Source organism: Bradyrhizobium sp. HKCCYLRH2060 (assembly GCF_051168135.1).
Lineage (GTDB): Bacteria > Pseudomonadota > Alphaproteobacteria > Rhizobiales > Xanthobacteraceae > Bradyrhizobium.
In genome coordinates this window covers 323,805-343,382 of the sequence record NZ_JBNPUK010000003.1, presented here as the reverse complement: position 1 = coordinate 343,382, position 19,578 = coordinate 323,805, and the positions used below count along the sequence as shown (strand labels likewise).

Genomic DNA, 19,578 nt, shown 5'->3' with positions numbered 1-19,578 from the left:
AGGCAATGCCTGGAGCATCCAACTTACAGTCGGTCACGACTTCACCTCCATACGACGCGGGGGTACCCCCGCCGTCGAATCCCGTGGAGCTGCCCGACGAGGCGGTCGAGGCGCAGCTTGCGCAGGGCGACTTCGGCGGGATTGGCGCGGTCACCGCGGTGAGCGCCGGCGGACTGACGATCAATCTGCTGTTCGACACGGCGGCGATGAATGCACCGGCGAGCTTTCGCGCCGGCATTCAGCAGGCCGCCGCGATCCTCACCTCGATGATCTCGGACCGCATCACCGTCAACATCAAGATCGACTATAGCGGCGTCGGCGGCGGCGCGGCAGCCGGTCCTGACGGCGGCCAGTGGATGGGCTATTCGAGCGTCAGGTCCAACCTGATCAACTATGCCAGCCCCGGCGATACCACCTTCAATGCCCTGCCGGCGGGATCCAGCATCCAGGGACAGTCCTACGTCGCGGTGTGGAATTCGCAGCTCAAGCTGTGGGGCGGGCTCGGCGCCAACGATGCGACCACCGACGACGGCAGCGCGACCTTCGCCACCGATATCAATTCGAACCTGCTGGTCGGCGTGGCGCTGCACGAGCTGACGCACGCGTTCGGCCGCGTGCCCTACGGACCGCAGCCCGACGTCTTCGATCTGTTCCGCTTCTCCAGCCCCGGCGTGCGGCTGATGACCGGCGGCGCGACGGCGGGGACCGCCTATTTCTCCCTCGATGGCGGCTATACCAAGCTCGCCGATTACGGCCAATCCTCGGACCCCAGCGACTTCCTGAACAGCGGCGTGCAGGGCGGCAACGATCCGTTCAACGAGTTCTACACCTACAGCACGCTGCAGACGCTGACGGCGGTGGACCTCAAGCAGCTCGATGCACTCGGGTTTCACCTGACCGGCTCGTCCGGCACGGTGATCCAGACGAACGGCGACACCAGCCTGACGTTGGTGGGAAACCGCTATTATCTCATCAGCAGGACGACCGGAACCGGCCCTGAAATGAAGTACGGGGGCACGCCCGTCACGGTCGGTGAATTCGGCAGCGTCGCGCCGGTAGGCGCCATCAAGACAGGCTCCGGATACAACATCGCTTGGCAGGTTGCAGGTACTAATCAGTTCACCTTCACGACCGCCGACAATAACGGGAACTATACGTCGAACATTTCCGGCATCGTTTCGGGAAATAGTTTGACTTCTGAACTCCAAGAAGCAACCTTCGGCCAGGATTTCAACCACGACGGGTCCGTCGGGGTTACTGCGTCACTTGTCCACGCCAACGGCGACACGAGTCTGCTCCAGATCGCCGACCAATATTTCATGTACGTGAACGGCTCGGGTCCATCGATCAAGATTGGCGGTGCCCCCGTCGTTGTTGGCCAGTTGGGAAATGCAGCCCCGATCGGCGCGATTCACACCTCGTACGGCTACGACATCGTCTGGAAGGACTCGACCACCGGTCAGTTCACCTTCACTGCTGCTGACGGCAACGGCAACTACACGTCCAATATCAGCGGGTGGGTGTCCGGGAGTAGCGCGACGGCGATGTCGGAAGAAATCATCTTCGGTCAGGATTTCAGCGGCGACGGCACGATCGGGCCGGTCGCGACGGTCATCCAGGTCGACGGATCGACCAGCTTGGTCCAGGTCGGCAACAACTACGGACTCTATACCGCCGGCTCTGGCCCGACGATCAAGATCGGCGGCGCGCCGGTGGTCGTCGGCCAGCTCGGCAACACCACGCCGATCGGCGCGATCCAGGTCGGATCCGGTTACGATATTGCCTGGAAGGATCCGACCACCGGCCAGCTCACTTTCACCGCTGCCGACAGCAACGGCAACTACACATCCAACCTCAGCGGATGGGTCTCCGGAACGAGCGTGACGGCCAAAACATTCGAAACGACCTTTCATCAAGACTTCAACGGCGACGGTGTGATCGGCATATCCGCACCAATCGTCATTCAGACCGATGGATCGACCAGCTTGGTCCAGATCGACAACAACTATGGTCTCTACACCGGTGGGTCCGGCCCGACGATCAAGATCGGCGGCGCGCCGGTGGTCGTCGGCCAATTGGGCAATACGATTCCGATCGGCGCTATTCAGATCGGATCCGACTACGACATTGCCTGGAAAGATCCGACCACAGGTCAGTTCACCTTCACAACCGCGGATAGCAATGGCAACTACAAGGCGAATCTCAGCGGGTGGGTGTCAGGGACTAGTACGACGGCTGAGAGCCTCGAAACGTTGTTCCATCAGGACTTCAACAGCGACGGCACGATCGGTGTCCCGTCCTCCAGCAGCCCGCTGCTGGCAGTTCCACAATCGGCAACGCCTGCCGACGGTCAGAACCTAACGGCGTCGGCGGATTTCACCGGCAATCTCATCGGATTCGGCGGCACGGCCGCTCAGATCGATCTCAAGAGCATCGCCTTCACGTCGCTTCAGATGCATTTCGACGAGACCAGCGGGCTGCTGTCGCTGAGCGACGCGTCCAACAGCGCGTCGCTGCACTTCGTCGGCCCATTGTCGCAGGACAGCTTTCACTTCGCAGCCGACGGCCAGGGCGGCACGCTGATCTCCGGGACCTCGATCTCCGGCGCGGCGTCCTCATCGGTGTCGCTGCAGGGACATGACACCTTCGTGTTCGCCGAGCATTTCGGTCAGGTGACGGTCTCTGACTTCAATCCCGGCACCGACCAGATCGTGTTCAGCCAGAGCATCTTCGCGGAGCAGTCCGCACTGCAGGCCGCCATCCATGACGACGCGGCGGGCAACGCCGTCATCACCGATGCGGCACTCGACACCATCACCATCCAGCACGTGTCGGCGGCCGAGCTGCTGTCCCACCTGTCGAGCTTTCATCTGGTCTGAGACCGGGGCGGCATTCCGAGGGCCGCCCCTCATCGTCGTCGGCACCGGCGGGCGGTTTTCCGCCCGTCGCAGGACAGATAACGGCTCGCGCGAGGGCCGCTCTTGGCCTATACGGCGCTTCGACCGCCCAAGACCGTGAGTTCGATGTCCCTGCCCCGCTCCGCTTCGCCGCGCCGCCTGCTGTACGTGGCCAACGAGGACTACGCCTTCCTGATGCATCGCCTGCCGATGGCGCGCGCGGCGCGCGAGGCCGGCTACGAGGTGCATGTCGCGACCAACGTCAACGCCGGCGCCGCCGCGATCGCCGCCGAGCGGTTCGTGCTGCATCCGATCCCGTTCCGGCGCGGCGGGCTGTCGCCGTCATCAGCCCTGCCCACGATCCGCGCGATCCGCGCCGTCGAGGCTGCGATCAGGCCCGACGTGGTGCATCATTCCGGGCTGCAATCGAGCGTGCTCGGCTCGCTCGCCACGCTCGGACGCACCACGCCCGTCGTCAACGCCATGACCGGGCTCGGCTATGTCTTCACCTCGGCGAGCTGGCGCTCGCGCCTGCTCAAGCAGAGCCTGCTGTGGCTGCTGCCGCGGCTCATGAACCGGACACCGAGCTGCGTGCTGGTGCAGAATCCGGACGATCGCCAGGCACTTCAAGCCATGGGCGTCCGCGGCGACAAGATCACGCTGATCCCGGGGTCAGGCGTCGACACCGACCGCTTCCAGCCGCTGCCGGAACCGGACGGGCCGATCACCTTCGGCTTCGCAGGACGGCTGCTGACCGACAAGGGCGTCCGCGCCCTGGTCGCCGCGCACCGCTTGCTGCGCCAGCAGGGCCGCGACGACCGGTTGCTGATCGCCGGCTCGCCTGATCCGGCCAATCCCGCCTCGGTCTCGGCCGAGGAGGTCGAGGCCTGGCGGAAGGAACCCGGCATCACCCTGCTCGGCCAGATCAAGGACATCACCGAGCTCTGGCGGCGCTGCCACATCGCCGTGCTGCCGTCGCATCGCGAAGGTCTTCCCGTAAGCCTGCTGGAGGCCGCCGCCTGCGGCCGGCCGCTGATCTCCACCGATGCGCCGGGCTGCCGCGAGATCGCGATCCACGGCCAGACCGGCCTCTCCGTGCCGGTGGAGGACGCGCCCGCCCTGGCACAGGCCATGGCGCAACTGGCGACATCGCCGGAGTTGCGCGCACGCTACGGCGCGGCGGCCCGCCAAATGGTCGAGGACAAGCTCTCGGCCAGGATCATCGGCCGCTCGGTGGTCGCGCTCTATGACCGCCTCACCTCGGCGCCGGACGCGCGCGGATGATCGCCCATCCAGCCGGAGTCCTCGCCGCCATCGCCGTGCTCGCGGCCGCGATGTGCGGTGTGCTGATCGTGCTGCTGCGCCCGGTGCTGCAGCGCTACGCACTGGCGCGGCCCAACGCGCGCTCGTCGCACAATATCCCCACGCCGCAGGGCGCCGGCATAGCCGTGGTCGGCGCAACGCTCGTGGTCGGCGGCGCCTTTGCCTCCGCGATGGGCTTTGCACCGCTGCTGATGCTGTTCATCGCGGTGCCGATGCTGGCGCTGGTCGGCCTGGTCGACGACATCAGGCCGATCCCGGTGCTGCCGCGCTTGATCCTGCAGGGATTGGCCGTTGGCCTCGTCATATTCACCGCGCCTGACGATCTCAGGCTGTTTCCGATCCCGCTGGCGGTCGAGCGCACGCTGCTGCTGATCGCGGGCCTGTGGTTCGTCAACCTCGTCAACTTCATGGACGGGCTCGATTTGATGACCGTGGCTGAGGCGGTGCCGATCACGGCGACGCTCGTCCTGTTCGGCATCTCCGGTGAACTGCCCTGGCCGGCGACCGCCATCGCTGCGGCGCTGGGTGGCGCCATGCTCGGCTTTGCGCCCTTCAACCGTCCCGTCGCAAAGGTCTTTCTCGGCGATGTCGGCAGCCTGCCGATCGGGCTGCTGCTCGGCTGGGGCCTGCTCCATCTGGCCTGGCAGGGCTCCATCGCCGCTGCGCTGCTGCTGCCGCTGTACTATCTGTTCGACGCCACTTTCACCCTGTTGCGGCGGATGGCACGGCGCGAGCCGTTCTGGGCGGCGCACCGCACGCATTTCTATCAACAGGCCACCGATAACGGCTTCACCGTCTCGCGCGTCGTCAGCGAGGTGTTCATCCTCAATGTCGTGCTTGCGACCCTCGCAGCCATCTCGGTCGCGCAGCGTTCCATGACGGTCGACGCCATCCTGCTCGTCTTCGGGCTCGGCGCCGTCACCTGGGTGCTGAGCCGCTTCTCGCGGCGGCGCCATTGAAGACTCAGGCCGCGCTCGAGCCGAATTCCGGCACCGCATCCTTCAGCACCGATTTGATCGTCACCGGATCATTGCGCGCGATCGCCTGATCGAGCGCCGCGATCCAGGCCTTCAGCGTCGGCATCGGCGGCTCGTTCGGGTTGGCGGCCATGATGCCGGCGACGCCGATCTCGACCGGCGGCTCCTCGCTCGCAAACAGGATTTCGTTCAGGCGCTCGCCCGGCCGGATGCCCGTGAACACGATCTCGACGTCGTACCCCGGCTGCAGGCCCGACAGGCGGATCATGCGCTCGGCGAGCTCGACGATGCGAACCGGCTGGCCCATGTTGAGCACGTAGACCGAGACATCCGGACGCTGCGGCGCCAGCGCATGCGAGGCTGCCGTGATCACCAGATCGCAGGCCTCGCGAATGGTCATGAAGTAGCGCACCATGTCCGGGTGCGTCACGGTCACCGGGCCGCCCGCCTCGATCTGCGCCTTGAACTTCGGCACCACCGAGCCGTTCGACGCCAGCACGTTGCCGAACCGCACCGAGATCAGCCGCATCGGCGGCCGTCCCGCCGGCCGGTCGGCGAGCTGGCGGTCCAGCGCCTGGCAGTACATTTCGGCGAAACGCTTGGTGAGACCGAGCATCGACACCGGCTCGATCGCCTTGTCGGTCGAGATCATCACCATCGCCTCGGCGCCCGAGGCCACCGCGGCATCGGCGACGTTGATCGAGCCGAAGATGTTGGTCTTGACGCCCTCGCTCCAGTCGCGCTCGAGGATCGGCACGTGCTTCAAGGCGGCGGCATGGAAGACCAGATCCGGCTTGAAATCGCCGATCAGCGCGAACACCCGGTCGCGATCGCGGATGTCGGCGATGCGCCCCTCGACGGCGACGGCAGCCTCGGGATCGGCCGCGAGCGCCTCGGTGATCGCGTAGAGCGCCGGCTCGGAATTCTCCAGAATGAGCAGCCGCGCCGCGCCGAATGCCACGACGCGCTGGCAGATCTCGGCGCCGATCGAGCCGCCACCGCCGGTCACCACGACGGCTTTGCCGCGCACCAGCGCTTCCAGCCGGCCGTAATCGATCTTCTCACTCGGCCGCAGCAGGAGGTCCTCGACCGCGACCGGCGCGAGCCGTGGCGCATCGCCGCTCTCCAGCGACGGCAGGCGGCTCACGATCAGGCGCAACCGGCGCGCCCGCATCAGGAAGGTCTCCGGATGGCAGTCCGGATCGAACGCCGTCGGCATCATCAGGGCGCGCGCGATCGGCCGGTCCCGCCGGGCAAAGTCGGCCGCGACATCCTCGACGTCGTCGATGCCGCCCAGCACCGGCACGCCGCGGATCAATTGGCCGCGGTCGGCGGCCGACGGCGAGAGAATGCCGATCGGCCAGATCCGCTTGACCGCGCCGCTCTCGATGCCGCGCAGGACGACCTCGGCGTCGGCCGCACGGCCGATCAGGAGCGCGGGCGCCGCGTCCTCGGACCGCGCGTGCCGCCGGACCCGCGTGTAGCGGAAATAGCGATAGGCGAACCGCAGCGCGCTCAGCGCAAAGATCTCAAGGAACCAATAGAGAATGATCGTGAGCTTGCCGAAGAAGAACGTGCCGCGGACGTTGGGCGCAACGATGATGTAGTCGAGCACCAGCAGCGCCAGCGTCAGCACCGTCGCGACGCGGACGATGTTCAGCGCGTCCGGCAACGAGATGAACCGCCACTTCGTCGTCAGCAGGTTCGAGAAGTAGAAGACGACGAAGCTGAAGGCGATGAAGTATGGCAGGATCTGAAAGAGCAGCGGCACCCGCTCCCAGAAGGTGCTGGCGCCCTCGAAGCGGATGTAGAACGCGGCGAACAGCGCGACGACGCTGACCAGGAGGTCATGCGCGGCAATCAGCATATTCCGGTAGGTCAGTTGAGACGGACGCGTCATGGTTCCAGCGTCCCTCGCACCGTCTCAGGCTGCGTCCTCGATCGCAGCACCATGCCGCCGGCCACCCCGACGCCGATCACATACATCCACCCCTCGTGGAAATCGAAGATGTGGGAGTTGAACAGCGAGGTGAAGATGTTCTGCACGACCACGAGCAGCCCGATCCAGGGCACCAGCCCGTCGCCCCGGAACAGCAGGAGGTGCGCGGCCCACATCGCGTAGAGAATCACGATCCCGAGCGCCCCCCATTGGACGGCGACGTAGAGCGTCTGATTGTGCGGATTGCCGACGACCTGGCTCGAGGAGAGGTCGCGCGCGCCGCTTGCGGCCAGCTCGAACAGATGACGCGTCGAGCCCGAGCCGTGTCCGATCAGCGGCGCGTCGGCCAGGAACCGCAACGACTTGCGCCAGAACTCGAGCCGCTCGCCGATCGACGTCACCGCGCGATCGTTCCTGTAGTCCTGATATTGGCTCGTGAACGTAGCCACCTTGCCCTGCAATTGCGGGGACACGGTCCATGCCGCGAGGCCCAGCGCAAGGGCAACGGCCGCGATCAGCAGGTTCGCGCGCCATTTCAAGTGGATCAGCCCGAACACCGCAAGCAGGATCGGGATTGTCACCAGCGCGGTGCGCGACACCACGATGAAGATCATGTTGGCGAGGAACGCGATCATGATCGCGGTGAGCAGGCCGGCCGGAAGGAAACGGCGGGCGCGCAGCAACTGGGCGATCGGATAGGCCAGCGCCACGGCGCAGAGCGAGAACTCCTGGCCCTGGTCGATGTAGTTCTTCACGAAGATGCCGCGATCGGCATTGGCCTTGAGCGCGAGAGCAGGATTGAACGCGACCGCGGTCGACATCGCGACCATCAGCACGCAGGAGGCGAGAAACGCGGTGAACACCCACAGCCCGCGCTCCGACCGCCGGAAGTGATAGAGCAGCGCCGGCAGCACCAGGAGCTTCGCCGCCGGTCCCACCGCGTAGAACCGCGCGCCCCATGCCACGTCCGACCACAGCGTTCCCACCAGCGCCAGCAGGAACAGCGCGATCGGTGCCAGCGAGATCGGCCGCTTCAGGACCTCCAGCAGACGTTCGAGGTCGAGAAACGGGACCATCGTGATCAGCATGACGACGCCGAGGATCGAGACCAGCGAGGTCGACCATGGCAGCGAGGCCGCCAACAGCATGGCCACGACATCGACGGTCGTCCGCCACGCCGCCGGATCGCGCCAGCGGCGCGCCAGCAGCGCCGGACCGGGATGACCTGCCAGCGTGCTCATCGCGCCTCGCTCCGGGCGCGATCGACCAGCGCGGTCGTGCTATGTCCCTTGAGGATATCGATAAGCAGCACCTCGCCGCCCGCGGCCTCGACGACCTCGTGGCCCACGACCTGCTCTCGCGTGTAGTCGCCGCCCTTGACCAGGACGCTCGGCCGGACCAGCTCGATCAGGCGGAGCGGCGTGTCCTCCGCGAAGATGGCGACGAGATCCACCGCCTCGAGCGCGGCCAGCACCTCGGCGCGCGCGCGCTCGTCCTGCACGGGACGGCTCTCGCCCTTCAGCCGCTTGACGGAAGCATCGCTGTTCAGACCGACCACGAGACGGTCGCAGGCGGCGCGCGCCGCGGTCAGCACCTTGACGTGGCCGGGATGCAGAATGTCGAAGCAGCCGTTGGTGAAGCCGACGCGCAGGCCCTCTCCCCGCCATCCCTCGACACGGGCGGCGAGTTCGTCGTCGCTCTCGATGATCTTCTCCTCGGCCGCGCGATAGGCATGCGGCAGGATCTTTCGGCGCAGTTCGGCCGACGTCACGCTGGCGGTGCCCTGCTTGCTGACGGCCACAGCCGCCGCGGCGCTCGCCATCCGCAACGAATCCTCCCAGGCGGCGCCCGCCGCGAGCGTCGCGGCAAGCACGGCGACGACCGTGTCGCCGGCGCCGGAGACGTCGCGCACCTTCACGGGATAGGCCGGCACGTGAATCGGATCGCCCTCGCGCGGGACCAGCGTCATGCCGCGCTCGCTCTGCGTCACCAGGATCGCCTCGCAGTCGGCGAGATAGATCGCATCCTGCGCGGCCGCGGCGATCTCGTGATCGGTCTCGGCCCGGCTGCGGGTCGCTTCCGAAAACTCCTTGCGGTTCGGCGTCAGCACGCTCGCGCCGCGATAGATCGCGAGATTGGCGCTCTTGGGATCGACGATGACGCGCTTGCCGGCCTTGCGCGTCGCGTCGATGACGTTGCGCAGCACGCGCGCCGTCAGCACGCCCTTGGCGTAGTCGGACAGCAGCACGATGTCGGCCCGTGCGATCAGCGGCAGGATGGCCTCGATCAGCTTCTGCTCGATCTCGCCGGACGCCGGTGCGGCGCGCTCCCAGTCGGCGCGCAGCATGTGGGTGGAGAAATGTTCGGAGACGAAGCGCACCTTGCGCGTCGTCGGGCGCGAAGGATCGCGCACCAGCACGCTCTCGATGCCAGCTTCCCTGGCGAGCTCGGCCTCGAGCTGGTCGCCAGCCGCATCCTGCCCGACAAGGCCGACGAAGATGCAGCGGGCACCGAGCGCGGCGATGTTGCGCGCGACGTTGCCGGCGCCGCCGATATTGATCTCGCTGCGCTGGACCGCGATCACCGGCGCAGGCGCCTCGGGGGATATGCGCGACACCTCGCCATAGACGAACTCGTCCAGCATGAGGTCGCCGATGCACAGCACCGTCTGGCGGGCGATCGCTTGCGAGAGATCGTCAAAGTCGAACATCAGCGGCAGTCTCGGTGCAATGGTCGGAACCAGATCGTCTAGCGGAAGCGGTCGGAGGAATCGAGATAATCTCGGACATAACCGGCGACCGCATCCTCGAGCGACGTGAAGCCGCCGTTGTAGCCGGCGGCCAACAGCCGGTCGACGTTGCTCTGGGTGAAGTACTGGTAGCTGCCGCGAATCGCTTCGGGCATGTCGATGTACTCGATCCGCGGCGTCGCACCGAGCGTGGCATAGGCCGCGAGCATCATGTCCTTGAAGCTGCGCGCCCGGCCCGTGCCGACGTTGAACAGGCCCGACACGGAGGGAGAAGCCAACAGCCACAGCATCACGCGAACGACGTCGTCGACATGGATGAAGTCGCGGCGCTGGTCGCCATCGGCGATGCCTTCGCGGTGCGACTTGAACAGCTGCAAGGTGTGCCCGGCCTTGATGTCGTCGAAGCGTCGGGTCAGCACGCTCATCATCGATCCCTTGTGGTACTCGTTGGGACCGAACACGTTGAAGAACTTCAACCCGGCATATTGCGGCGGCAGCCGCTCGCCGCGCTCGGCGCGCGCAGCGACCGCCATGTCGAACAGATGCTTGCTCCAGCCGTAGAGATTCATCGGCCGCAGCGTCCTCAGCGCGGTGAGCGACGGATCATCGACGAAGCCCTGCGCGCCGTCGCCATAGGTCGCCGCCGACGAGGCGTAGATGAACGGCGTGGTGTTCGCCGTACACCAATCGAGCAGCCGCAGCGAACTGCGGAAGTTGCGCTCCATCACCAGGTCGCCGTCGACCACCGTGGTCGCGGAGATCGCGCCCATGTGCAGGACGGCCTCGAGCCTGCGACCCTTCAGCCAGGCGTCCAGATCGGATGGCGGCACGACGTCCGCCAGTTGCCGCTTGGCGAGGTTGCGCCACTTGCCCTCGCTGCCGAGCGTGTCGCAGACGACGACATCGGTGCGGCCCGCATCGTTCAGCGCCGCAACCAGATTCGATCCGATAAACCCGGCGCCGCCGGTCACCAGCAACATTCAGCAACCCGTCCTGATCCCGAAAACCCCGGCCCTCGCGTAGCGCATGCGACGGCAAAGTGTAAGCGCTTTGGTGACGGCCCGCTCGGCCCACTTTACCTGCGGCAGCCGAGCGGCTACCAGCGCGCGGAGCCAGGCAGACAAAGAATGAATTTGAATTCGACCAAGGTCGAGGTGGACGCGGCGGACACCAGCCCGATCCTGATCATTCCCTATATGTGGATCGGCGATTTCGTGCGCGGCCATACCGTGGTGCGGGTGCTCAAGGAGCGCTGGCCGAATCGACCCGTGGACCTGCTGGTGACCTCGCTCTGCGCCCCGCTGGTGGATTACATGCCCGGCGTCCGCTCCGGCATCGTCTGGGACCTGCCGCGCAGCCGGCTGGCGCTCGGCCGGCAATGGCAGCTCGCTGCGATGTTGCGCGAACGCCACTATCGGACCGCCCTGGTGATGCCGCGGACCTGGAAATCGGCGCTGGCGCCCGCGCTCGCCGGCATCCCCGAGCGCGTGGGCTTCGTCGGCGAGGTCCGCTTCGGCCTGCTCAACCGCTGGCGCTGGGGCGAGAAAGCGCTCCCCCGCTTCATCGACAAGAATGCCGCGCTGGCGCTGCCCGACCGGGCGCCGCTGCCGCCGGAATGGCCCGTACCGCAGCTGCGGGTGCCTCAGGACGACGTCGCACGCTGGCGCGAGGCCCATGGCCTGGGGAACCGCCCGGCCGTAGCACTGGCCCCGGGGTCGGTGGGCGCCGCCAAGCGCTGGCCTTTTTACGGCGAGGCGGCCCGGCTGCTGCGCGAGGCCGGCCTCGACGTCTGGGTGGTCGGCGGGCCAGGCGAGAAGGCGCTGGCCGCCGAGATCGTCGCCACCGGCGGCCCTGCCGTCCGGGACCTGACCGGAACCGACCTGCGCAACGGCATCCTGGCCATGGCCGCGGCCGGCGTCGCCATCTCCAATGATTCGGGGCTCATGCACATCGCCGCGGCGCTGGGGACGCCGACCATGGGCATCTTCGGCCCGACTAGCCCGTACCATTGGGCGCCGCTGAACGGCCTCGCGGCGACGGTCCAGACCAGGACCCAGCTCCCATGCCAGCCCTGCCACCGGCCAGTCTGCAGGATGAACGACCACCGCTGCATGCGCGACATTCCGGCAACCGACGTCGCCGCCATCGCCCAGCGGGTCCTTGCCGATGCGGCGATACCGGTCGCGCCCTAGCTTGCGGAGCGGCACCGCGCCCCATACACCGGCCCTGACGTAACCCGAGCCGCCACCGTGACCCGCGCATCCGACCCGATCGCCAGCCATCTCGCCCGCTCCCGCGCCGCCATGGAGCGCGCGGCCGACGATGCCGCGATGCTCGCCTGCGCCGGGCGGATCGCTGCGACGATCATCGCTGCGCTGCGCGGCGGCCACAAGCTGCTGATCGTCGGCAACGGTGGCAGCGCGGCGGATGCGCAGCACATCGCCGCCGAGATCGTCGGCCGCTACAGGCAGGAGCGGCCGGCTTATGCCGCGATCGCGCTGACCACCGACACCTCGGCGCTGACCGCGATCGGCAACGACTACGGCTTCGACCACGTCTTCGCCCGCCAGGTCGAAGGGCTCGGTATACCGGGCGACGTGCTGCTGGCGATCTCGACCTCCGGGCGGTCGCCGAGCATCCTCAACGCGCTGCGCAAGGCGCGCGAGCGCGGGCTGGGCACGATCGGCTTCACCGGCGCCAAGGGGCTGGCGATGGGCGAACTGTGTGACGAGCTGCTGGTGGCGCCGAGCGACGACACGCCGCTGATCCAGCAGATCCACCTCGCCACCGCGCATGGCATCTGCGAGGTGATCGAAGCGGCGCTGATGCAGGACGAGGGCTAGATGACGACCGATCAGCTCAAGCCGGCGGCGTTTCTCGACCGCGACGGCGTGATCAATCACGACGACAACTACATCGGCTCGCCCGATCGGATCCGCTGGATGCCGAATGTGGCCAATGCGATCCGGCGGCTCAACGACTCCGGCTATCACGTCTTCCTGTTCACCAACCAGTCCGGCGTCGCGCGCGGGCTGTTCTCGGAGGACGACGTGCTCAGCCTGCACGACTGGATGCGGGCCGAGCTCGCCGCGCAGGGGGCCGTGATCGACGACATCCGCTACTGCCCCTACCACACCGAAGGCTCGGTCGAGCGCTATCTGCGCGAGCATCCCTGGCGCAAGCCGGCGCCGGGCATGATCCTCGATTTGATGCAGCACTGGCCGATCCGGCGCGAGGGCAGCTTCGTGATCGGCGACCGGGCCTCCGACATCGCCGCGGCCGAAGCCGCCGGCCTGCCTGGCTTCCTGTTCGCCGGCGGCGACCTCGACGCGTTCGTCGCCGACATCATCGCTCAGACCAGTCCGCGATAGACGGCGGCGATCTTGTCGGCCTCGGCCTCGAGGCTGAATTTTTCCACCACGCGCGCTCGCGCCTTCTCGCCCATCACACGTGCCGCCGCCGGATCCTGCATCAGCGGTTCGAGCGCTGAGACCAGCGCATCGACATCGCCCGGCGGCACCAGCACGCCGGTGACGCCCTCCTTGACCACGATCTCCGCCGCGCCCGCGCGCGCTGCGACGAGCGCTGCGCCTGCCGCCATCGCCTCGATCAAGGTCAGGCCAAAACCTTCGTTGCGGGAGGTGAAGGCATAGATCGTCAACCGCTGGTACCAGCGCTGGACGTCGGGGATGTCGAGCTCGCCGGTGATGACGATGCGCTGCTCCAGGCCGGCGGCGGCGATCTCTTTCTTCAGCTCGCTCGCGAACGGCATCTGCTCGGGCGTCACGGCGCCGACCAGCACCGCGGAAAAATCCGGAAAACGCGGCAGCAGCCGGCACATCGCGGCGACGAACACGTCGCTGCCCTTCTGTGCACGGACGCGGCCGAAGCAGCCGATGGCGTATTTGCCCGGCAGGCCGCTCTCGGCAAAGGCCGCCGCGCGATCCGCCGGCGGCGCGTAGATCTCCGTGTCGACGCCATGCGTCACCACCGTCGCCTCGCGCTTCAGATAGGACGCCGAGATGTCGCTGGTGGCGATGATCGCGTCCATGCGGCGGATCAGCCAGCGCGTGATCCAGCTGTGATGGCGCTGCGCGGCCGAGGTGAACACCAGCTTCAACGGCCAGCCCAGCGCCCGCAACAACACGCCGACGATCATCTCGTCGTTGCGGCGCGCGTGCCAGATCAGCGGCCGCCGCCGGCCCCACAGCCTGAACAGATCACGCGCGCGCATCCGCGCAATCCCCTCCGGCGCGTAGGAGCCGAGCCATGCCGCGCGCACGCGCTGCGCCAGCTTCGGCGCCACCATCCGGTTGGTCGCGGTCACGCCGGAATAGCGCCGGTGCAGGTTGGGCACGATCACGTCGAGATCGGCGGCAGAAACAGGCTCGGCTTGCACTACTCACTCCAATTGCAGCGGTTCCCTATACGCAACATTAAGCATCGCCGCCAGTTCGCTATGCACGCAACAGGTCCTTCATTTCGCGGGCGTTAGTCTGCGGCAAAACAAACAGGGATCGCGTCAAACAATGACCGTGCTCGTGACCGGCGGCGCCGGCTATATCGGCAGCCACATGGTGCTCGCGCTGGCGGAAGCCGGCGAAAGCGTCGTGGTGATCGACAACCTCTCGACCGGCTTCTCCGCCTTCGTGCCCGACGGCGTGCCGCTGTTCATCGGCGATGCCGGCGACGAAAATCTCGTGGACGGCGTCATCAGCCAGCACGGCGTCGACAGCATCATCCATCTGGCGGGCTCGGTCGTGGTGCCGGAATCGGTGCGCGATCCGCTGCTCTACTACCGCAACAACACCATGACCACGCGCAGCCTGTTGAATGCGGCGGTCAAGCGCGGCGTCAGCCGCTTCGTGTTCTCCTCGACCGCCGCGGTCTACGGCAATCCGGACGAGGTGCCGGTGCCCGAGAGCGCGCCGACCCGTCCGACCTCGCCCTACGGCACCTCGAAGCTGATGGCCGAGATCATGCTGCACGACGTGGCCTCGGCGCATGACCTCAACTACGTGGTGCTGCGCTACTTCAACGTCGCCGGCGCCGATCCGTTCGGACGCGCCGGGCTTGCCACCGTCGGCGCGACGCATCTGATGAAGATCGCGATGGAGGTCGCTACCGGACAGCGCGCCAAGATCGACGTCTTCGGCACCGACTATCCGACCCCCGACGGCACCTGCATCCGCGATTTCATCCATGTCTGCGATCTCGCCCAGGTGCACCGCTCCGCGCTGGCTTATCTGCGCACCGGCGGCGGCTCGGTCACGCTGAATTGCGGGTACGGCCGCGGCTATTCCGTGCTCGAGACCATCGAGGCCGTCCGGCGCGTTTCCGGCCGCGCCATTCCCGTCCAATACGCGCCGCGCCGCCCCGGCGACATCATGAGCATGGTGGCCGACACCAGCCGTTTGAAGGCGCTGCTCGACTGGACCCCGGTCTATGACGATCTGGAAACGATCGCCGCCCATGCGCTGGCCTGGGAGGAGAAACTGTTCCTGGAACGCCACAGCGGCGCGCTGCAGCGGGCCTCGGCCTAGAATCAAGCACTTAGCCGGAGGCCGGGGGGCTTGAAAAAGCCGCCCCGAGCGGGCAAGCACACTTGGCCGCCCAGCGATTTGCCCCGGCGGCCAGGGACCAGAATGGCCGACTTTCCGAAGAAGATCACCGACGATCCCTATGGCGCCGCGATCCTGATCCGCCGCCTGGTGATGGAACAGGGCATCGTCTACTGGCGGCGCTATCTCACCGCCTTCGCGCTGATGGCGGTGGCGGCCGGAGCGAGCGCCGCGGCGACCTACGTTCTCGGCCAGGTCATCAACAAGGCCTATGTCGAGAAGAGCATCCCGGGCATCGTCGTGCTCTCCGGCGTCACGGTGCTGCTGCTGTTCGTCAAGGGCGTGACCACCTACGGCTACGCCGTCATCCTGTCCAAGATCTCCAACGCCATCCTCGCCAACAATCAGCGGCAGCTGTTCGCCAAGCTGATGAACGAGAGCGTCGGCTTCTTCTCCGAGCGCCATTCGTCGGAGTTCCTGGCGCGGCTCACCTCCGGGGCCAAGTCGATCACCGACATCCTCAACATGCTGATCAACGCCATCGGGCGCGATCTCGTCACCCTGATCGCCATGATCGGCGTGATGGTCATGCAGGATCCCTGGATGTCGCTGCTCGGCCTGCTCGTGGTGCCGCCGGCGATGCTGGTGCTGCGCAAGCTGGTCAAGCGCATCAAGGGCCTCGCCTACAACCAGTTCACCGGCACCGCCGACATCCTCGAGACGATGCAGGAATCGCTGCAGGGCATCCGCACCGTCAAGGCGTTCACGCTCGAGGACACGATGCGCGCGCGGATCGACGAGAACATCGCCGTGGTCGAGCGCAACGCCAACAAGATGGCCCGCGTCTCCAACCGCTCCAACCCGCTGATGGAGATGCTCGGCGGCTTCGCCGTCGCCGGCTGCCTGATGTATGCCGGCTACTCGGTGGTCGCGCTCAACGCCACGCCGGGCCAGTTCTTCTCGTTCATGATCGCCTTCCTGATGGCGACCGAGCCGGCGAAGCGGCTGGCGCGGCTGAACATCGACCTGAACAGCCAGCTCGTCGGCGCCCGCATGCTGCTCGAGGTGGTCGACAGCCCCGCCAGCGAGCAGCCTGATGACGACAAGCCGGCGCTGAAGCTCAGCGACGCCAAGATCGAGCTGCGCGACGTCTCCTTCGCCTATCGCGGCAACGAGACGGTGCTCAACCGCATGAGTTTTGTCGCCGAGCCCGGCAAGGTCACCGCGTTGGTCGGCCCGTCCGGCGGCGGCAAGTCGACGGTGCTGGCGCTGCTGCTGCGGTTCTACGAGGCGACCGCGGGCGACATCCTGATCGACGGCCAGTCGATCGCGCAGGTGTCGCGGCGCTCCTTGCGCGCGCAGGCCGCCTATGTCGGCCAGGACGTCTATCTGTTCCGCGACACGATCCGCGCCAACATCGCCTTCGGCAAGCCCGGCGCCACCGAGGCCGAGATCATCGAGGCGGCGAAGGCCGCGTGCGCGCACGATTTCATCATGGGCTTCCCGCTCGGCTACGACACGCCGGTCGGCGAGCACGGCACGCAGCTGTCCGGCGGCCAGCGCCAGCGCATCGCGGTCGCCCGCGCGCTGATCCGCAACGCGCCGATCATCCTGCTCGACGAGGCCACCGCGGCACTGGATTCCGAATCCGAGCGCCAGGTGCAGGAGGCGATCGAGCATCTCTGCCAGAACCGCACCACCATCGTCATCGCGCATCGGCTGCACACGATCATGAACGCCGACGCCATCCTCGTCGTCGAGGCCGGCGAAATCGTCGAGCGCGGCCGGCATGACGATCTGTTGCGCCGTGGCGGCCGCTATGCTTCGTTCTTCCGCCTGCAACAGCGCGACATGGGGCCGAACGTCATCCCCATGACCGCGACTTCGTGATCGTTCATTTCCCTGCATCCGAGATCATTCATGAGCGCCTCCACCGTCATCCCGGCCTTCCCGCAACCGTCTCTTCCCGTCCAGGGCGAAGCCGGTGTTTTTCCGGTCCGCCGCATCTGGTGCGTCGGCCGCAACTATCTCGAGCACATCCGCGAGATGGGCAATGACGAGCGCGATCCGCCGTTCTTCTTTGCGAAGCACGCCGACATGCTGGCGCCCGAAGGCGCCGTCATCCCCTATCCGCCGCTGACCCAGGACATGCATCACGAGGTCGAACTGGTGGTCGCGATGAAGAGCGGCGGCCTGAACATTTCGACCGACAAGGCGCTCGACCACGTCTACGGCTACGCCGTCGGCATCGACCTCACCCGCCGCGACCTGCAGCTCGCCTCGCGCAAGATGCAGCGCCCCTGGGAGGTCGGCAAATCCTTCGACCATTCCGCGCCTTGCTCGGCTGTGGTGCCCGCGGCCAAGATCGGCCATCCGTCGAAGGGCAAGATCTGGCTGTCGGTCAACGGCACCGAGCGGCAGACCGGCGACCTCTCCGAGCTGATCTGGAACGTGCCGGAGATCATCTGGAAGCTGTCCCAGCAGGTCGAACTCGCCGCCGGCGACATCATCATGACCGGCACCCCCGCCGGCGTCGCGGCAATCGTCCCGGGCGATAAGATCGAATGCGGCGTCGACGGCGTCGGCACGCTGAAGGTGAGCATCGGGCCGGCGGCCAAGTAAGCCGCCAACGCCTCCAAGCTTCGAGCTCCAAGAAGGCCGCGCCAGACGCGGCCTTTTTCATGGGGCAAGTCGCCGAGAGCACGAACACGCCCGCCGCTCTGGCGGCCCAGTCCCCTCGCGGCGGGCAATCCGAACTGACGATCGGCGTGCTGCGCTCGCCTCTTTCCAGGTCGTCATGGCCGGGCTTGTCCCGGCCATCCACGTCGCTCGGCATGCGCAGGACGACGTGGATGCCCGGGACAAGCCCGGGCATGACGGAGTCACAAACTGCCCCGGTCCATCGTCGCGGCAGCCCCACGTACTCGTAGCGGCGCACCACGCCGCGCAAGCATTATCATCTCCACATTCTCAAACAGCATCGCGTCGATCCGGAGCGAGCATCGACGGCCTCGCGACGCATCCCGCGCCCGAGTGATGCTCCAACTCCCGCCCTCTCCGCATGGAGGGCGCAGGGAAGGCCGGGCGCTGGCCGCGCCCGTGGCCCGCCTGCGAAAAAAATGCAGGCGGCAGGTACCACAGGTCTGGCCGAACACACCCGGCCCTCCCCGCGCGATGGTTTTAACAGGCTATAGCGCGCTCTTCCTGGTGCACCGGGCTTTCTGGCCACCATGTCGCGCAATGCGCTTTCGCGCATTACGCTGGATACTAGCGTCGGAGTATCAGAACCACACGCCTTCACCGTCCGCGAGGAAAACGTTCGTCCGTGCTCATCGCACGCCGCCGCCCCGCGTCCACCGCTCCCCGCTGCCAACGTCCGTGACGACCGCGAACCGTCCCCTACCGTGCAACGGGATGGCCGGACTATAATGCTGATTTGGCGAAGCCGCAAAGCAGTTTATATTTTTCGAAAACGCTTGACGCAATCCGTAAGAACGAAGTGATTTGCCCGTCGGGTTGTCGTGACCGCCGTCATTCCGGGGCGCGCGAGGAGCCACAGCGAAGCGGTGGCGCCGACCGCGAGCCCGGAATCCATACTCACGATGGTGGTACGGGACGCTGTTCGAACGGCGACACACCGCCGCCTCATGGCCGTTCGTGGCTATAGATTCCGGGCTCATTCGCGCCAACATCGTTTAGCCATGCCGGCGCGAATGCCCCGGAATGACGTCTGGGAGAGACGATGTTACAATTTCCAACGTCTTTCGAATGCGACGTCATCCGGCAGGGACGGCCAAATGGACCTGACACAGCAAGTTGAAACCATCAATTCGCGCGAGGACCTCGTCAGGTTTATCGAAGCGCTCCGAAACGATCTGGCAGAGAACCGAGAAGATTGGGAAAATCCGACGCTCGACAGCTTCCTCGAAGCGATGGCGGCCTGGGTTCATGCCATGAATGGCTACTACAAAAATCTGCAGCTACCGGTGCCGGATTCGCCGAGTTGGAAGACAGTCGCAGAGATTCTGATCGCGGCCAAAATCTACGAATAGACGCCTCCCGCAGCAAGCGTAGGGCGGGTTAGCCGCAGGCGTAACCCGCCGTTCATCCACGAACGACGATGGCGGACTAC

15 protein-coding genes are annotated in these 19,578 nt (G+C 66.6%); 10 read left to right on the top strand and 5 right to left on the bottom strand.

What is annotated here, in order from left to right:
• The first annotated feature begins 5 nt into the window (after positions 1-5).
• The 3 genes from ACQR10_RS09335 to ACQR10_RS09325 all read left to right on the top strand — a co-directional run bounded on the left by ACQR10_RS09335 (position 6) and on the right by ACQR10_RS09325 (position 5,179).
• Positions 6-2,879, top strand: coding sequence for an NF038122 family metalloprotease (locus ACQR10_RS09335; protein ID WP_316218680.1), 2,874 nt, complete (start codon positions 6-8; stop codon positions 2,877-2,879).
• Between the two features lie 144 nt (positions 2,880-3,023).
• Entirely contained in the window at positions 3,024-4,181 is a 1,158-nt protein-coding gene (locus ACQR10_RS09330) for a glycosyltransferase family 4 protein (protein WP_316218679.1), read from the top strand.
• Complete coding sequence (locus ACQR10_RS09325) at positions 4,178-5,179, top strand: glycosyl transferase (RefSeq protein WP_316218678.1); 1,002 nt, start codon at positions 4,178-4,180, stop codon at positions 5,177-5,179. The genes ACQR10_RS09330 and ACQR10_RS09325 overlap by 4 nt, the downstream gene beginning before the upstream one ends.
• Positions 5,180-5,183: 4 nt before the next feature.
• Here ACQR10_RS09325 and ACQR10_RS09320 read toward each other — a convergent pair whose 3' ends face one another.
• The 4 genes from ACQR10_RS09320 to rfaD are packed head-to-tail and all read right to left on the bottom strand — an operon-like array spanning position 5,184 to position 10,865.
• Positions 5,184-7,097, bottom strand: coding sequence for a polysaccharide biosynthesis protein (locus tag ACQR10_RS09320; RefSeq protein ID WP_315803507.1), 1,914 nt, complete (start codon positions 7,095-7,097; stop codon positions 5,184-5,186).
• Entirely contained in the window at positions 7,094-8,377 is a 1,284-nt protein-coding gene (locus tag ACQR10_RS09315) for an O-antigen ligase family protein (RefSeq protein ID WP_434911920.1), read from the bottom strand. Before ACQR10_RS09315 ends, ACQR10_RS09320 begins: the two co-directional genes overlap by 4 nt.
• Positions 8,374-9,846 carry a D-glycero-beta-D-manno-heptose-7-phosphate kinase gene (rfaE1, locus tag ACQR10_RS09310; protein WP_434911919.1) on the bottom strand — a complete coding sequence of 491 codons (1,473 nt, stop codon included), beginning with the start codon at positions 9,844-9,846 and terminating at the stop codon, positions 8,374-8,376. Before rfaE1 ends, ACQR10_RS09315 begins: the two co-directional genes overlap by 4 nt.
• A gap of 38 nt (positions 9,847-9,884) precedes the next feature.
• A complete protein-coding gene (rfaD, locus tag ACQR10_RS09305) occupies positions 9,885-10,865 on the bottom strand; it encodes an ADP-glyceromanno-heptose 6-epimerase (protein WP_316218676.1) in 981 nt (326 codons plus the stop codon).
• A gap of 147 nt (positions 10,866-11,012) precedes the next feature.
• On the opposite strand from rfaD, the gene waaF reads away from it, so the two are divergent.
• From waaF to ACQR10_RS09290, 3 genes are read left to right on the top strand one after another with little or no spacing between them, the layout of a single operon-like run.
• A complete protein-coding gene (gene waaF / locus ACQR10_RS09300) occupies positions 11,013-12,077 on the top strand; it encodes a lipopolysaccharide heptosyltransferase II (protein ID WP_316218675.1) in 1,065 nt (354 codons plus the stop codon).
• 57 nt (positions 12,078-12,134) lie between these two features.
• Positions 12,135-12,728 carry a D-sedoheptulose 7-phosphate isomerase gene (locus ACQR10_RS09295; RefSeq protein WP_316218674.1) on the top strand — a complete coding sequence of 198 codons (594 nt, stop codon included), beginning with the start codon at positions 12,135-12,137 and terminating at the stop codon, positions 12,726-12,728.
• On the top strand, positions 12,729-13,256 hold the full coding sequence (locus ACQR10_RS09290) for a D-glycero-alpha-D-manno-heptose-1,7-bisphosphate 7-phosphatase (RefSeq protein ID WP_316218673.1): 528 nt from the start codon (positions 12,729-12,731) through the stop codon (positions 13,254-13,256). It begins immediately after the preceding gene.
• Here the strand turns inward: ACQR10_RS09290 and ACQR10_RS09285 are convergent.
• Positions 13,238-14,284 carry a glycosyltransferase family 4 protein gene (locus ACQR10_RS09285; protein ID WP_316218672.1) on the bottom strand — a complete coding sequence of 349 codons (1,047 nt, stop codon included), beginning with the start codon at positions 14,282-14,284 and terminating at the stop codon, positions 13,238-13,240. The two genes, ACQR10_RS09290 and ACQR10_RS09285, sit on opposite strands and share 19 nt — an antisense overlap.
• A 130-nt stretch (positions 14,285-14,414) precedes the next feature.
• On the opposite strand from ACQR10_RS09285, the gene galE reads away from it, so the two are divergent.
• The 4 genes from galE (at position 14,415) to ACQR10_RS09265 (ending at position 19,498) form a co-directional block, all read left to right on the top strand.
• Positions 14,415-15,428, top strand: a complete 1,014-nt coding sequence (gene galE / locus ACQR10_RS09280; RefSeq protein WP_316218671.1) for a UDP-glucose 4-epimerase GalE — start codon at positions 14,415-14,417, stop codon at positions 15,426-15,428.
• 102 nt (positions 15,429-15,530) lie between these two features.
• Positions 15,531-17,336 (top strand): ABC transporter ATP-binding protein, encoded by a 1,806-nt coding sequence (locus ACQR10_RS09275; RefSeq protein WP_316218670.1) that lies wholly within the window; start codon positions 15,531-15,533, stop codon positions 17,334-17,336.
• Positions 17,337-17,366: 30 nt separating this feature from the next.
• Positions 17,367-18,068 carry a fumarylacetoacetate hydrolase family protein gene (locus tag ACQR10_RS09270; RefSeq protein WP_316218669.1) on the top strand — a complete coding sequence of 234 codons (702 nt, stop codon included), beginning with the start codon at positions 17,367-17,369 and terminating at the stop codon, positions 18,066-18,068.
• Positions 18,069-19,243: 1,175 nt separating this feature from the next.
• A complete protein-coding gene (locus ACQR10_RS09265; RefSeq protein ID WP_316216887.1) occupies positions 19,244-19,498 on the top strand; it encodes a DUF7660 family protein in 255 nt (84 codons plus the stop codon).
• Positions 19,499-19,578 lie beyond the last annotated feature (80 nt).